Origin of the sequence: Geothermobacter hydrogeniphilus (assembly GCF_002898515.1) — a bacterium.
Lineage (GTDB): Bacteria > Desulfobacterota > Desulfuromonadia > Desulfuromonadales > Geothermobacteraceae > Geothermobacter_A.
In genome coordinates this window covers 24,358-38,888 of record NZ_PPFX01000004.1, presented here as the reverse complement: position 1 = coordinate 38,888, position 14,531 = coordinate 24,358, and the positions used below count along the sequence as shown (strand labels likewise).

General features: G+C 62.2%; 10 protein-coding genes. 1 reads left to right on the top strand and 9 read right to left on the bottom strand.

Annotated elements, in window-relative coordinates; translation table 11 throughout:
* Nucleotides 1-356: 356 nt before the first annotated feature.
* The 9 genes from tyrS to smc form a co-directional block, all read right to left on the bottom strand.
* On the bottom strand, nt 357-1,649 hold the full coding sequence (gene tyrS, locus C2E25_RS02790) for a tyrosine--tRNA ligase (protein ID WP_103114277.1): 1,293 nt from the start codon (nt 1,647-1,649) through the stop codon (nt 357-359).
* Nucleotides 1,650-1,721: 72 nt separating this feature from the next.
* Complete coding sequence (locus C2E25_RS02785) at nt 1,722-2,510, bottom strand: TIGR00282 family metallophosphoesterase (protein WP_103114276.1); 789 nt, start codon at nt 2,508-2,510, stop codon at nt 1,722-1,724.
* A gap of 10 nt (nt 2,511-2,520) precedes the next feature.
* Nucleotides 2,521-4,092 carry a ribonuclease Y gene (gene rny / locus C2E25_RS02780; protein WP_103114275.1) on the bottom strand — a complete coding sequence of 524 codons (1,572 nt, stop codon included), beginning with the start codon at nt 4,090-4,092 and terminating at the stop codon, nt 2,521-2,523.
* A gap of 134 nt (nt 4,093-4,226) precedes the next feature.
* Nucleotides 4,227-4,781 carry a 5-formyltetrahydrofolate cyclo-ligase gene (locus C2E25_RS02775; RefSeq protein WP_158247103.1) on the bottom strand — a complete coding sequence of 185 codons (555 nt, stop codon included), beginning with the start codon at nt 4,779-4,781 and terminating at the stop codon, nt 4,227-4,229.
* Between the two features lie 359 nt (nt 4,782-5,140).
* On the bottom strand, nt 5,141-5,416 hold the full coding sequence (locus C2E25_RS02770) for a cell division protein ZapA (RefSeq protein ID WP_158247102.1): 276 nt from the start codon (nt 5,414-5,416) through the stop codon (nt 5,141-5,143).
* A gap of 11 nt (nt 5,417-5,427) precedes the next feature.
* Nucleotides 5,428-5,598 carry a cell division protein ZapB gene (gene zapB / locus C2E25_RS02765; protein ID WP_103114272.1) on the bottom strand — a complete coding sequence of 57 codons (171 nt, stop codon included), beginning with the start codon at nt 5,596-5,598 and terminating at the stop codon, nt 5,428-5,430.
* 91 nt (nt 5,599-5,689) lie between these two features.
* Nucleotides 5,690-6,967 carry a signal recognition particle-docking protein FtsY gene (gene ftsY / locus C2E25_RS02760; protein WP_103114271.1) on the bottom strand — a complete coding sequence of 426 codons (1,278 nt, stop codon included), beginning with the start codon at nt 6,965-6,967 and terminating at the stop codon, nt 5,690-5,692.
* 65 nt (nt 6,968-7,032) lie between these two features.
* On the bottom strand, nt 7,033-7,392 hold the full coding sequence (locus C2E25_RS02755) for a roadblock/LC7 domain-containing protein (RefSeq protein WP_103114270.1): 360 nt from the start codon (nt 7,390-7,392) through the stop codon (nt 7,033-7,035).
* A gap of 10 nt (nt 7,393-7,402) precedes the next feature.
* Nucleotides 7,403-10,966: a chromosome segregation protein SMC gene (smc, locus tag C2E25_RS02750; RefSeq protein ID WP_103114269.1), complete on the bottom strand. Its 3,564-nt coding sequence runs from the start codon at nt 10,964-10,966 to the stop codon at nt 7,403-7,405.
* Between the two features lie 292 nt (nt 10,967-11,258).
* On the opposite strand from smc, the gene C2E25_RS02745 reads away from it, so the two are divergent.
* Nucleotides 11,259-14,432, top strand: a complete 3,174-nt coding sequence (locus C2E25_RS02745) for an AsmA-like C-terminal domain-containing protein (RefSeq protein WP_103114268.1) — start codon at nt 11,259-11,261, stop codon at nt 14,430-14,432.
* The last annotated feature ends 99 nt before the right edge of the window (nt 14,433-14,531 follow it).

Sequence of the window (14,531 nt, the reverse complement as noted above, 5' to 3'; positions counted from 1 at the left end):
CTGCTATTCAGTTTTCAAAGACCAAGCTTTTTCACCTGCCGCTCCGTTGAGCGACGAGGATTGATTCTATCGAAAGGCGCTTTGCCTGTCAATCATTTTTTGCTTTTTTCTTGAAGCCTGTTGTTGTCTACTCGCGGCCCCTGACGGGGTTCTTTTCGACAACGGGATGTGAGTTATAAGCGATCCGGAGTTCGCTGTCAACATCCTTTTTTCAAGGCCGCTCAGCAGCTGTTCGCTGCCGGGCAACGGAGCAGGAATTTACCCAAAAGCGTCTCCGCTGTCAAGCGCATTTTCGAACTTTTTTCAGAACGGAGACAAGACGTCCGATCAAGAGGGAGAAAAGGCCGCGAGCGCAATCACACCGCCTCAATAACGTAGTAGTTCTTCTTGCCCTTCTGGACCAGGAGATAGGAGCCGTTGATCAGATCGTCCCCGGTGACCAGGTAATCCTGATCGGTCAGCCGGGTCTTGTTCAGACTGAGGCCGTTTCCTTTGATCGTACGGCGCAACTCACCTTTGGACGGGAAAGCCGATGTTTCCGTGGCGAGCAGTTCTACAACCGGGATACCGGCATCGAACCTGGCGCGGTCGACCTGATAGGTCGGGACGCCTTCGAACACCGACAGGAAGATCTCCTTATCCAGCCTGGCCAGACTTTCGGTCGTGGCCTTGCCGAAGAGAATCTGGGAGGCCTCCACCGCCTTGCGGTATTCGTCTCGGCCATGGACCATGCAGGTGACTTCTTCAGCCAGCCGTTTCTGCAGCGGTCGCAAGTGGGGGGCCGCCTCCTGCTCACTGACCAGTGCCGCCACCTCATCCCTGCTTAAGAGCGTGAAGATTTTGATGTACTTCTCGGCATCGGCGTCGGAAACATTGAGCCAGAACTGGTAGAACTTGTACGGCGTGGTCAGCTTCGGGTCGAGCCAAACGTTGCCGCTTTCGGTTTTGCCGAATTTACCACCGTCCGCCTTGGTGATGAGCGGGCAGGTCAGGGCAAAGGCCTCACCGCCCTCCTTGCGGCGAATGAGCTCCGTCCCGGTGGTGATGTTCCCCCACTGGTCCGAACCGCCCATCTGCAACTTGCAGTTCTTCTCGCGGTACAGATGCAGGAAATCGGTCCCCTGAACCAGCTGATAGGTAAACTCGGTGAAGGACAACCCGGTCCCGGCTTCTTCACTGAGCCGTCGTTTGACGCTGTCCTTGGACATCATGTAGTTGACGGTAATATGCTTGCCGATGTCGCGGATAAACTCAAGGAAACTGAATTCTTTCATCCAGTCGTAGTTATTGACCAGCTCGGCGGCATTGGCGGCATCCGATTCAAAATCAAGAAACTTCGCCAACTGCTTTTTCAAACAGGCCTCGTTGTGTCGAAGGGTCTGTTCGTCGAGCAGATTGCGCTCGGCCGATTTCCCCGACGGATCACCGATCATCCCGGTCGCTCCACCGACCAGGACGATCGGCTTATGGCCGGCGATCTGGAGATGCTTGAGCATCATCACGCTGACCAGGTGGCCGATATGCAGCGAATCCGCCGTCGGGTCGATCCCGACGTAGGCCGTCGTCATTTCTTTCTGCAACTGTTCTTCCGTCCCGGGCGTGATGTCGTGGATCATGCCGCGCCAGGTCAATTCTTCGACAAAATTCATTTCCGCTACCTGCAATTGATGAGTATTGGGTCAGACCATACCTTTGGTCGTATCTGCGATCAGGCCGACACCTCAGTTGACGCGTTCCATAACCTGTTCGATCGCGACGGCCCGGCCGGTTGCCATCTCCACCCGGCAGACGACCCCGCACAACCAAGGGTCCTTCTTCGCCACGTCAAAGCGCACCGGCATCTGGGTAAGAAACTTCTCGATCACCAGTTCCTTGCGCACCCCAATGACCGAATCACGGCTCCCGGTCATGCCGGCGTCGGTCTGGTAGGCCGTCCCACCCGGCAGGATCATCGCGTCCGCCGTCGGGACATGGGTATGGGTCCCCACCACCAGAGAGACCCGGCCATCGAGATAATGCCCCATGGCGACCTTCTCGCTGGTTGCCTCGGCATGGATATCGACAAGGATCACCGGGGTTTCGCGACGCAGCTCTTCAATAGCCGCGTCGGCCGCCCGAAACGGGCAGTCGAGAGCGCTCATGAAAATCCGTCCCTCAAGATTCAAAACACCGACCTTGTATCCGGCGCTGGTCTGAAAGACCCCGGAGCCCCGCCCTGGAGCCCCGCCCGGGTAGTTGAGCGGCCTCAGCACCCGAGGAAAATCGTCGATCTGTCCGCAGATTTCCCGCTTGTCCCAGACGTGGTTGCCGGTGGTCAGGACATCGACCCCGGCATCCAGCAGTTCATTCATGGTATCGCGGGTCAGGCCGAACCCGGCAGCGGCATTCTCGCCGTTGGCCACCACCAGGTCAACCTGATGGCGGTCGATCAGGCGCGGCAGCAGACGCTGCAGGGCACGCCGGCCGGGGCGGCCGACAACATCACCGACAAAGAGCAGATTCAGCACAATTCAGCGCCCCCTAGCGGGCGTACTCGACCGCGCGGGTCTCGCGGATGACATTGACCTTGATCTGCCCGGGATAGGTCATCTCACTCTCGATCTTCTTGGCGATGTCCTTGGCCAGGATCAGCGACTGGGCATCGGAGACGTCATCACTGGAGACCATGACCCGGATTTCGCGACCGGCCTGGATGGCGTAACAACTGTTGCAGCCCGGAAAGCTGGTGCCGATGCGCTCCAGATCCTGCAGTCGCTTGACGTAGGTTTCGAGCATTTCGCGCCGCGCACCGGGACGAGCGCCGGAGAGAGCGTCGGCCGCCTGGGTGAGAATCGCCAGCACCGTTTCCGGTTTCTCGTCCTCGTGATGGGCCGCCAGGGCATGCACGATTTTCGGCGACTCACCGTACTTGCGTGCCAGATCGGCGCCGATCACCGCGTGCGAGCCCTCGATCTCGTGGTCGACCGCCTTACCGATATCGTGCAGCAGCCCGGCGCGCTTGGCCTGTTTGACATTCATTCCCAGTTCCGACGCCATGATGCCGCAGAGAAAAGCGACCTCGATCGAATGCTGCAGCACGTTCTGGCCATAGGAAGTCCGGTAACGCAGCCGGCCGAGCAACTTGACAATCTCGGGATGGATGCCGTGCACGCCGACATCGAAGGTCGCCTGCTCGCCGGCCTCGCGGATCGCCTGTTCAACCTCCTCTTCGGCCTTTTTCACCACCTCCTCGATACGCGAAGGATGGATGCGGCCATCCTGAATCAGTCTTTCGAGAGAGAGTCGCGCCACCTCCCGCCGTACCGGGTTGAAACCGGAGATGATAACCGCCTCCGGGGTGTCGTCGATGATCAGGTCAATACCGGTCGCCGCCTCGATGGCGCGGATGTTCCGTCCCTCGCGACCGATGATGCGGCCCTTCATCTCGTCGGCCGGCAACGGCACTACGCTGACCGTCTTCTCGGCGACGAAATCACCGGCGTAGCGCTGAATCGCCAGGGCGAGAATCTCCTTGGCCTTCTTGTCGGCCGACTCGCGCGCCTCGTCCTCGATCTGCTTGATGCTCTTGGCGGCATCGTGACGCGCCTCACTCTCCATCGCCCTGATCAACTGCTGCTTGGCCTCTTCCCGGCTCATACCGGAAATCTGCTCCAGCAACCGCGCCTGCTCAGCGCGTTTGCCTTCCAGTTCCTGTTCCCCCTGCTGCAGTTTCGTCTGACGCTGCTGCAGGTTCCGGTCCCGCTTCTCAAGCTCCTCCATCCGCGTTTCCAGCTGGGTGGTTTTGCGATCGAGGTTCTCCTCACGCTGCTGCAGGCGCTTTTCCTGCCCCTGGATTTCCCGGCGCAACTCCCGAAGTTCGGCTTCCCACTCGGCCTTGGCCTGCAGCACCGTATCCTTGGCCTGCAGCACCGCCTCCTTGCGAATCGCCTCGGCTTCCTTGCGGCCATCCTCGACAATCTGGGCGGCATCCCGCCGGGCCGCGGCGTGACGCGACTTCGATATCTGCTGGCGCAGCAGCATGCCGACAAAGACGCCGGCAACGAGAGCCCCGCCGCCGATCAGAAACATCATCAGTTCTATTTTCAAAACCATATCCTCCATTGCTGAATGGTTGTTGGTTATCTCGAACCCGGATCAGCAAGTCCATCAACTGTGACCCAGGCCGGGCCCCTTATCGGCGACACCCCCGCCGACCAGGGCCTGTCCCCTCCGAAAATCCCGACGATTCAAAACCGGTGCAGACCGGCATCGGTCGCCAGCAACCGCAGCTGGACGTCGTGCGGCTGAGCCGGAAGTCGGTCGACCAGCTGAAACGCGAACGCCAGGCCCGCCAGCAGCGGCCGGCAGTCTTCATCCTGCAATGCCCGGTCATAATATCCCCGGCCGTAACCGAGGCGATGTCCGCGACGGTCAAAAGCGACCCCCGGCACCACCAGCAGGTCAATGGCGGCCGGCGGCAGCCGCTCCGAACCGGACGGCTCCAGAATCCCGAACCGGCCGGGGGCCAGGGGGGCCTCCGGAGACAGCCGGACAAACTCCATCCCGGCGCCGACGACGCGCGGATAAACCGGGATGCGACCGGTCTCCGACAGCTGCTGCAGCAGCAGGGCGGTATCCACCTCACCGCGAACCGGGCTGTAGAGCCCGACAACGGTAGCCGCGGCGAATTCGGGCGTGGCCAGAAGCTGCCGCTGGGCGGCCAGGCTCAGGGCATGATGACTCTCGGGAGCCAGCATCCGACGTTGGTCCAGGCTGCGGGAACGGATGGCATCTTTAGGCATGGCAGAGATCCCCGTAACCGGTGATCTCCATGGGCAGGCAGGATGAGAATGGAACAAGGCACACCCGGCAGGCGGGCGCTTCAGTCGAACAGAACCCCGATCGGCAACCCGGACAGACAGCGGCGACATCCGAAAAAGAACGGCACCAGCCCGGAATCAAGCGTGAATGTCTGCATCATGTTGCGCAACGGGACACCTTTGAACTGATTACCTTATAAGCGGGAAAGTGCCGAGGCGGGAGAGTCACGGGCCGACCACGCATCCGGCGCTGCCGGTCACGGTCCGTCCGGCCCGTCCCGGGGCACGAACCTGTCTGATCCAATCTATCTTGAAACTCCCCATGGAGGGTACGTACATGCTCAACGGGCGTCAGCCCGGTCAATCCGTTCGATCAGGTCCTGCAGTCGGCGCCGGTCGGCTCCGCCCAACTCCGCCTGCAGCTCCAGATAGGAGCCGGCGATATTGAGCAGGGTCAGCGCGGTAATGTGCCGGGTGTCGGCGGTCGGCGCCGCCTGGGCGACAGCGGTCAACTGCTCATTGACAAAGTCGGCGACCCTGGCAATCTGCTCCGGCGGCGAATCGCTGCGCACCGTGTAGGGCTGACCGAGAATAGTGACCTGCGTGGCACGTTTCACCGCGGGCGACCTCACACCTTGTCCAGTTTGGCGACGATCCGGTCGATTTCGGCAACTGTCTGCCGTCGATCTTCGGTAAGCCGCGCATTTTCCGCGCGCAGGGCTTCGGCTTCGGACTGCAACTCGTGGTAACGTTCAAGCAACCGATCCAGCTTTTGTTCCAGAAGATCGATCAGGTCCACGCCGTCCACTCCGTTTCAGGGCGAATCGGCCGGTCCGGCCACCCGCCATTGCGAAAAGTTTAGGTAACTCCAGCAGTCAAGTCAACTACATTCATTCGAACAGGGCACGAACGAACATCTCCGGATCAAAGGGCCGCAGGTCATCGGCCCCCTCACCGATGCCGACAAAACGTACCGGCAGTCCCAGGTCATTGGCGATAGCGACGATGATCCCGCCGCGGGCGGTACCATCGAGCTTGGTCAGCACCAGACCATTCACCTCGACCGCCTCCTTGAACAGGCGGGCCTGAATCAAAGCGTTCTGCCCGGTGGTGGCATCAAGCACCAGCAATGTCTCATGCGGCGCGCCCGGAATCTCGCGTTCAAGGATCCGACGGATTTTTTTCAATTCCTCCATCAGGTTGGCCTTGGTGTGCAACCGGCCGGCGGTATCAAGCAGCAGAATGTCAGCCTTGCGTGCCACCGCGGCCCGGGCGGCATCGAAGGCCACCGCACCGGGATCGGCTCCCTCGGCATGGCGGATGACATCCACACCGGCCCGCTCCCCCCAGATGGCCAGCTGCTCGGCGGCCGCGGCCCGGAAAGTGTCGCCGGCGCCCAGCACCACCTTCTTGCCCCGAGACGTCCAGAGCCGGGCCAGCTTGCCGATGGTGGTGGTCTTGCCGACACCGTTGACGCCTACCACCATGATCACCAGCGGACTAGCCTGCTCCAGGTCGAGAGGACTGTCAACCTCGGTCAGCCGGGAAATCATCTCCTGCTTCAGAACCTGGCGCACCAACTGCGGGTCGGCCGCCTCGCTGCGCCCGAGACGCTCTTCGACAGCGGCCACCAGCTGGCGGGTGGTCTGCATGCCGAGATCGGCGGTAATCAACACCTCTTCCAGTTCTTCCAGAAGGTCATCGTCAACCCTGGCATGGCCACTGAGCAGACTGTCGATCCGCCCGACCAGCCCGGCCTGAGTCTTGGCCAACCCCTGGCGCATCCGCTGCAGCAGACTGACCGGTTCAGGCTCCTCCGTCTCGACCGCAACGGTCTCCTCGGCGACCGAAACGGCAACGGGTTCCACGGCAGCCGCGGGTCGCGACGGTTCCTCAACCTCACCTTCCACAGCCTCTGCAGCGACTGCTTCGTCCGCGATCGGCGCCTCATCCGTCGATTCAGAGACCGGTTCCGCCTGCGGCCGTTCGGCTTTCGGTCGCGCCGACCGCCGCAGCAACAGGACGATCAGCAACAGCACCAGCAGGGTCACCAGCAGAAACAGGATGCCGAGGGCATAGCTCTGCCGTTGTTGTTCAGCAATCCCCAGTCTGCCCAGCAGGTCAGTCAGGGGCTGCAGTCCGTTGATCAATTGAGCAAAATAATCCATTTTGAATCACGTGTTGCGCTCACCTGAATCCGGGAGCTCCTGTTGGAGACTCACGGATTCAGGGCTCAGGCAATCTCCTCTTTCAGTTGTTCCAGACAGCGCCGCGCCTCGAACAGGGCCCGCCCCATGACGTCCTTGCGTTCGAGAGCGACAACCAGGAAATAGTCCCGGTTGGCCGGCATGATGATTGTCTGCCGCTGCGCCGTGGTAATAATAATCTCTTCCAGGTCGTTCCCCTCGGCCCGGGCAACCGCCTGACGCAGGTTGTCGAGAATCAGACCTTTATGCGCCCCGATCACCTTCAGTTCGAAGGCATCGAGCCGCCCGGCCTGGTCCACCGATTCACCTTCCCAGTCGACAATAATCGCCCCGAGTGATCCGGGAATCCGCTCCAGCATGGTTCCAAGCATTTTCTTGAAGGGCATGGACTAAACCTCAGGCAACAGGCGCCGGGCGTCGGGCGCCGGACTCTTGAAACTCATTGATTTTTACCGAAACCAGCCGCGAAACACCCGGCTCCTGCATCGTGACGCCGTAGAGCGTGTCCGCCATCTCCATGGTCCGCTTGTTGTGGGTGATGATAATGAACTGCGAAATTTCCGACATCTCCCTGACCATCTCGTTGAAGCGACCGATATTGGCCTCGTCCAGCGGGGCATCGACCTCATCGAGCAGGCAGAAGGGAGAAGGCTTGATCTGGAAGATGGCAAAGATCAGCGCCACCGCGGTCAGGGCCTTTTCACCTCCGGAGAGCAGGTTGATCCCCTGCAGCTTCTTGCCCGGCGGCTGGGCGATGATATCGATGCCGGTCTCGAGCAGGTCGTCACTGTCGGTCAACTGCAGTTCGGCACGCCCGCCATGAAACAATCGCGGAAAAATCTGCTGAAACTTGATGTTGACCTGTTCGAAAGTCTCCTTGAAGCGCTTGCGGGTCGTGCGGTTGATCTTGGCGATCGCCGCCTGCAGCCCGTGCATGGACCTTCGCAGATCCTCCTCCTGCTCGCGCAGAAAATTGAAACGCTCTTCCAGCTCCTGGAATTCCTCGATGGCTGTCAGATTGACCTCGCCGATGCCGTCAATCAACCGTTTCAATTCCTCCACCCGCCGCTCGGCTGCCGCCTGGTCAACCTCCGGCTCATCCTCGACCTCCAGCTGATCGGCGAGATCGAGCCGATAGCGTTCAAGGAAGGATTGCCGCAGATGATCCAGCGCCAGTTCCTTCTCCCGCAGCTCCATCTGCAGACCACCGACCGCCTCCCGCAGGGTATCGGCCTGACGGCGCAATTCCCGGGTCGCCTCCTCCTCCAGGGCGATCCCCTGAACAAACTCCTCGAACCGGTCCCGCAGCAGATCGGCCTTGCGTTTTTCTTCTTCGCGACGTTCAAACAGAACCTCCAGCCGCCGTTGAAGATCTTCCATCTCGCCGCTCAGTTTGCGCTGTTCCTCTTCGGCTTCCTGCTGCTGGGCGGCCAGCAGCGCCAGCCGTCCCTGCAATTCGCTGCGGAGATCTTCAAGCCCGGCCCGACTGCGGCGGCCGGCCTCCTCGCGCTCACGCAGGCTGGCGACTTCAACCCGTACCGAGGTCAGCTGTTCGCGCACCTCGGCCAGGTCCCGCCGCAGAATCTGCAGCTGTTCCTGCAGCAACTCCAGCTCGTCCTCCAGCCCCCGGCGGCCGTTTTCTTTTTCCCGCAGGCCGTCCTCGGCTTCGGCCAGCATCCCCTGCAGCCGCTCCTGCTCCTCGTGCAACTGGTCCTCTTCGAGGCTGAGCACCTCGACCCGTTCCAGCAGGCGGGCTTCCTCCCGGCGGTAACGGTCGAGTTCCTGGTCACCGTCAACCACCTGCAGTTCCTGACGATGAACGGCGGAACCGAGTTCACGGACCCGCTCATCGAGATCGATCACCGTCTGCTGCAGCTGCTGACGCTGCTGCTGCAGGGCCTCAACGGACTGTTCCGCGACCGCGACCTGTTGTTCCAGCTCCTTGATTTCCCGCTTCTGCTGCAGCAGACCGCCGCCCAGCACCTGGCTCGACCCGCCGCTCCATTCACCGCGGCTGGTCAGCATTTCACCACGGGCGTCGACCAGAACCAGACCGAAAGGGAGTTCCGCCCGCAGCCAGGGGCGGACCTGGTCAACCAGGTAGACTCCCTTGAGCAGACCGAGCAGAGACGCACCGAACGAGGTCTGGGCCGTGGCCAGGTCGGCGAGGTGCCGGCCTTCTCCGAAGCGCGGCGCCTCCGGCTGCGGCCTGTCGGTGAGCAGAAAGGTGGCCCGGCCGCCCTTTTCCCCCAGCAGCGCCAGGGCCTCAACAACGGTATCAACACTCGGACTGACCAGGCTCTGCAGCCGTTCGCCGAGAACCGCCTCGACGGCCACCTCGCAGTCAGTCGGAACCTGCAGGTGATCCGCCACCAGGCCGGCAAAACGATCGGCGAAGGCGTCATCCCGCAGCAGGGTCCGGACCCCGCCGGCGCAACCTTCGAGGCTGCGCTCCAACTGGCGCAGCGATTCCAGCCGCGACCGGTCCCGGTTGAGCCGGTCGCGCGCCGCGAGCAGTTCACGTTCATTGTCCTGCTGGCGCCCGCGCTGTTCGGCCAGTTCAGCCTGGACCTGTTCCTGCTCCGCCCGCAGGGCGGCGTGCTGCTGCCGGGCCGCGGCCAGGGCGTCGGCCCGCGCCCGCGCCTCCTGACGCACAGTCTGCAACTGCTCCTGCAGATCGGTCGCCTCGCGACGGTTGCGCGAGGTCCGTTCCTGCTGCAGATCGAGCCGGCGGCGGGCATCCTCCTGCTGGTTCTGCAGCCGGGTCAACTCCCCCATCAGCGAAAAAAGCAGCCGCCGCACCTCCTCCTGGCGCGAAGCCGCGGCCCGCTCGGCCTGTTCGCCGGCCTCGGCTTGCGCCGTCGCCGCGGACAGCCGCCGCTCGGCGTCGGCGAGGTCGCCGGCGAGACCGGCCGCATCCCGCTCCAGCGCGGCTTCCTGTTCACCGAGCCCTTCAAGGCGCTGACGGACACCGGCGCTTTCGCCGTCACGCCGTTCCCGTTGCCGGGCAAGAGCCTCGTGCTGCTGCCGGGCAAAATTGATACGCCCTTCGGTCTCCTGGATCTGGCTGCTGAGCTGGTAGACCTGCTCCTGTCCGCGGGCCAGTTCCTTTTCGGCACCGGCCTGTTGCAGACGCATGTCGGCGAGCTTCAGTTCCTGCTGCTCAAGCCGACCGCTGACCTCCTCCAACACCCGGCCGCGCTCCCTCTCGGCATCACCGGCGGCAGCCAGCTCGCCACGCAGCTGCCGATAACGGCGCAGCGCGAAACGGGTCTCGATCCCCTTGAGTTCTTCGCGGTACCTGCGGTAACGCTCGGCCTTCTGCGCCTGTCGTTTAAGGCTGCCGAGCTGACGGTTGACCTCGGAGATGATGTCGCCGAGGCGCAGCAGGTTCTGCCGGGTCGCTTCGATCTTGCGGGTGGCAGTCTTCTTGCGGGCCTTGAACTTGGTGACGCCGGCGGCCTCCTCGATCAGAAAACGGCGGTCTTCCGGCTTGGCATTGAGGATGAACCCGATCTTCCCCTGTTCGATGATGGAGTAAGCGCGGCGACCGACACCGGTATCCATGAACAGTTCGGCGATGTCGAGCAGCCGGCAGGGAGTCTTGTTGAGCAGGTAGTCGCTTTCACCGCTGCGGTAAAGACGACGGGTGACCATGATTTCGGCATATTCGGCAAAGGCCGGCGGCGCCAGGCCGTCCTCGTTATCGAAGATCAGCGACACCTCGGCCATGCCGTGCGGCTTGCGGGTTTCGCTGCCGCCGAAAATGACATCCTCCATCGACTTGCCGCGCAGGCTGCGGGCGTTCTGCTCACCCATGACCCAACGGATGGCATCGACGATATTGCTCTTGCCGCAACCGTTGGGACCAACCACACCGGTCACCCCCTGCTGGAAATCGAGCACTACCTTGTCGACGAAGGATTTGAAGCCGATAATTTCAAGTCGCTTGATTTTCATCGCATCCGCACCAGATCAGGTTCCGGCAGGGACCGGTCTCGAAGGCAGGCGATCCGCCACCGGCAACCGGAACATGACAAACAGCGCGCTATGGTAACAGTCTGCCCGATAGCTGTAAACCTGAATGACGGTCCGGGAGACAGCGGGTGAAAAAACCTGAATCCATGAACGCATTAACGAACCAGAGACGAGAAAATTTCACCGGGGTATGGATTGCGATTGTCTGCGCCCGGTAAAACGCTATAATTGCCACTGACCTCCAGCCCGCGCCACGCGCAGACCACCGGAACCGATGCCCCGCTCGCGATCCATTGCCCGTCTTATTGTCCTGCTGCTTCTGCTCACCTGTGCAGCAGGCGCCCTGGTGCTGGTCAACATCAACCTCAACAGTTACCGGACCGAAATCGCCACCGGCCTCGGCGAACTGCTCGGCCGACCGGTCAGCTTCGGCCGCATCGGCTACTCCCTGCGCAACGGGCTGGCCGTGGATTGCCGCGACCTGGAAATCCCCGCCAGCGCCGATTCCAACTTCAGCCTCAAGGCCGCCCACCTTTACCTGAAGGTGGATATCCTGCCATTGCTGCGCGGCGAACTGGTGCTGCGCCAACTGATCCTCGATCATCCCCGCCTGCAGATCGACCTTTCGCGACCGCGCGCCCCCAACCGGCCATCGCAGAATTCCAGCTCCCGTTCCATGACCACCAGCCTGCGAAAGGTCCGCATGCAGTCCGGTACAATCAGCGTGCGCCTGCCTGAAACCGCGGCTGTAAAAACACTCAGGCTCCGGGACATTGACCTGCGCGTCGAGAATCGCCCCGGGCAGCGCCTCGGTATCAGCCTGCAGGGCATCACGGAACTCGACAGCAACGCGTCGGAACTGGCCCTGACCGGGGAGATAGCCTCTCCCTGGCGAGGCAAAACCGCACACAACCGGATTGACCTGGACCTGCAGCTGAAACACCTGCCGCTGGACGCTGTCGCCCGGCGACTGGGCATGAAAAAACTGCGTCTCACCGGGAAAGCGTTCCTCTCCGCCCGGCTCAGAGGCTCCGCCGTCGGTGGAATCGCTATCCAGTCCACCCTGACCGCCGCCCAGGCCCGTTACACCATCGGCGACCGACCGACCCGGCCGGTCGGTCAATGGCAACTGGCCGCCACCTGGCAACGAGACGACCCCGCAACCGATCGATTGCGGAATATCACCCTGAAACACAACGACCTGCGGCTCGATGGAAAAATTGAACTGCGCCGGCAAGTCCTGTCCGCCCACTTTCAGCTCCCCCGAACATCCCTGCACAGCTGGCTGGAACTGGCCCCGGAACCCTTGCTCCCGGCCGGGCTGCTTGAACAGACCGAGAAAGGGCGGATCAGCGCCACCATCGCCCTGCCGCCGACCCCCCTGGCACAACTCACCGGCAACGACCTGCTCGACAAGCTGCGGATCGACGCCGACTTCGATCAGCTCAGCTGGAAGTTCTCCGGGCTGCCGCCCCTGGAGCAGGGACGGGCGCAACTGCAGCTGATCGACGGCCGCATTATCGCCAAAACGTTCCAGGCCAGGTGGGCCGGACGCCTCCAGACCCTGACCGGCAGCATCACTCTCGACACCCTCCCGCGGTTTGCGCTGCAGGGAACCCTGCAGCCCCCGCCCCTGCAGCAACTGCGCTCACTGCTGCCCGACAACAAGCAAACAGCTCTCATCCTGCAGGGAGCGGTGCCCCTGCGCTGGTCCTGCAGAGGGCGGCCGGAAAACCTGACAATCGGCCTCGACGGTGACCTGACCACCCTGCGGCTGGACTATCCCGGCTGGTTCAGCAAGAAACCCGGGGAAGCCGGACGCCTGCGGGCGACACTGAGCAAAAAGGGAGACAGCTGGGACCTTGCCGACAGCCGGCTCGACCTGGCCGGGGAGAGCCTGACGGCGGAAGGATTTTGGCGATCGGACAGCGACTGGAAACTGCGCCTGCGGGGAACCCGCCTCGATCTTCAGCAGTTGCTGAAACGCAGCCGCCACCTGGCCCCGCACCGACCGCGGGGAACCCTCGACCTCGATCTGAAACTGCGGTCCGCAGCCGGGCCGGTCCCCGCTGTCAACGGGCGACTGCAGCTGCATGACGTCGGTGTTCACCTGACCCGCAGCCTGGCTGACCTGCAGCGCATCAACGGCACCCTGCTGATGACCGGTCAGGGCATGAAGACGGTCCTGCTCAACGCCCGCCTCGGCCAATCGCCCGTCACCCTGCAGCTCCAACTGAACGATTTCACCAGACCGGAGCTGCAACTGCATCTGCAGGCCAGAAGCGTCGGCGCCCATGAATTGATCTTTCCTTCACGAAAACAGAAGCTGCGCGACCTCGACGGCCGCATCACCATTGCCGCCCGCGGTATCGACTTCGACCTGGTCAAGGTCAGGCTCGACGGCGGCACCGATTGTGTCGTCACCGGGACCATGCAGGGCTGGCACCGGCCGCATATCGCCCTGCAGATCGATGCCGCCTACGCCGACATCGACGAAGTCATCGCCCTCTGGAAACATCCGGGCAAACCGAAACAGGCCCCCGCGACCAAACCCGTGACCGCCCCGCCGCCGGAACCGACCATCAGCATCAAGGCCCGCGTTGCGACCGGCAAGCTGAGCCGTCTCAGGTTCATCAATGCCACCGGCACCATAACCGGCGACGGCCGGGGTCTGCTCAGCATCGCCCCGCTGCAGTTCTATTCCGGAGAGGGCTTCGGCAGCGGCCAGGTCATTGTCAAGACCGGCCCGGACCACACATCCCGACTGATCGTTTCAGGCCATGTCGAAAACTTCCCCGCCCAGGGGATCCACCGTGACCTGCTGCAACGCGACAGCATTCTCACCGGCACCCTGCGGGGCGATTTCTACCTCGAAGGACTGACCGGTGACGATTTCATCAGAACCTCCCGGGGAGGCATCAACCTGGAAATCGACGACGGTGTCCTGAAGCGGTTCAAGGTTCTCTCCAAACTCTTCTCGCTGCTCAATGTCTCCCAGCTGTTCAGCCTGCACCTGCCCGACATGGCGGAAGAGGGCATGCCCTTCAAAAAGATCGACGCCACCTTCAGCCTTGCCGGGGGACTACTCAAAACCGAAGACCTGCTGGTTCACAGCGAAGCGATGGACCTCTCCATGGTTGGCGAATACGACCTCAACGACAACCGTATCGACGCCGTCCTCGGCATCAAACCGTTGAAAACGGTGGACAAGATCATCACCAAGATCCCCATCGCCGGCTGGATACTGACCGGCAAGGAGAAGGCCCTGATTACCGCCCACTTCACCGTCAAGGGCAGCGCCGATCAGCCCGAGGTCGTTCCCGTTCCGATCACCTCGTTGTCGAACAAAGTGTTCGGTATTTTCAAACGGGTTCTGACCCTGCCGGGCAAGGTGATCACCGATCCCGGGGACGTCATTCTGCCGCAGTCGGTGAATCCGAAGGAGTGACAAAGCGGTAAGATGGAAGATGTAAGATGAGAGGTGAGGGGACCGGCTCTGCAGGTGCCTGTCCCCGCCGAATGGGAGATGGGAGGAGACGCGGGACAA

What these genes read in the sequence shown, in the direction of transcription:
- smc (WP_103114269.1), bottom strand. Translation starts at nt 10,966, where the DNA reads ATGAAAATCAAGCGACTTGAAATTATCGGCTTCAAATCCTTCGTCGAC.
- C2E25_RS02745 (WP_103114268.1), top strand. Translation starts at nt 11,259, where the DNA reads ATGCCCCGCTCGCGATCCATTGCCCGTCTTATTGTCCTGCTGCTTCTG.
- rny (WP_103114275.1), bottom strand. Translation starts at nt 4,092, where the DNA reads ATGGTTTTGAAAATAGAACTGATGATGTTTCTGATCGGCGGCGGGGCT.
- ftsY (WP_103114271.1), bottom strand. Translation starts at nt 6,967, where the DNA reads ATGGATTATTTTGCTCAATTGATCAACGGACTGCAGCCCCTGACTGAC.
- tyrS (WP_103114277.1), bottom strand. Translation starts at nt 1,649, where the DNA reads ATGAATTTTGTCGAAGAATTGACCTGGCGCGGCATGATCCACGACATC.
- C2E25_RS02755 (WP_103114270.1), bottom strand. Translation starts at nt 7,392, where the DNA reads ATGCCCTTCAAGAAAATGCTTGGAACCATGCTGGAGCGGATTCCCGGA.
- C2E25_RS02775 (WP_158247103.1), bottom strand. Translation starts at nt 4,781, where the DNA reads ATGCCTAAAGATGCCATCCGTTCCCGCAGCCTGGACCAACGTCGGATG.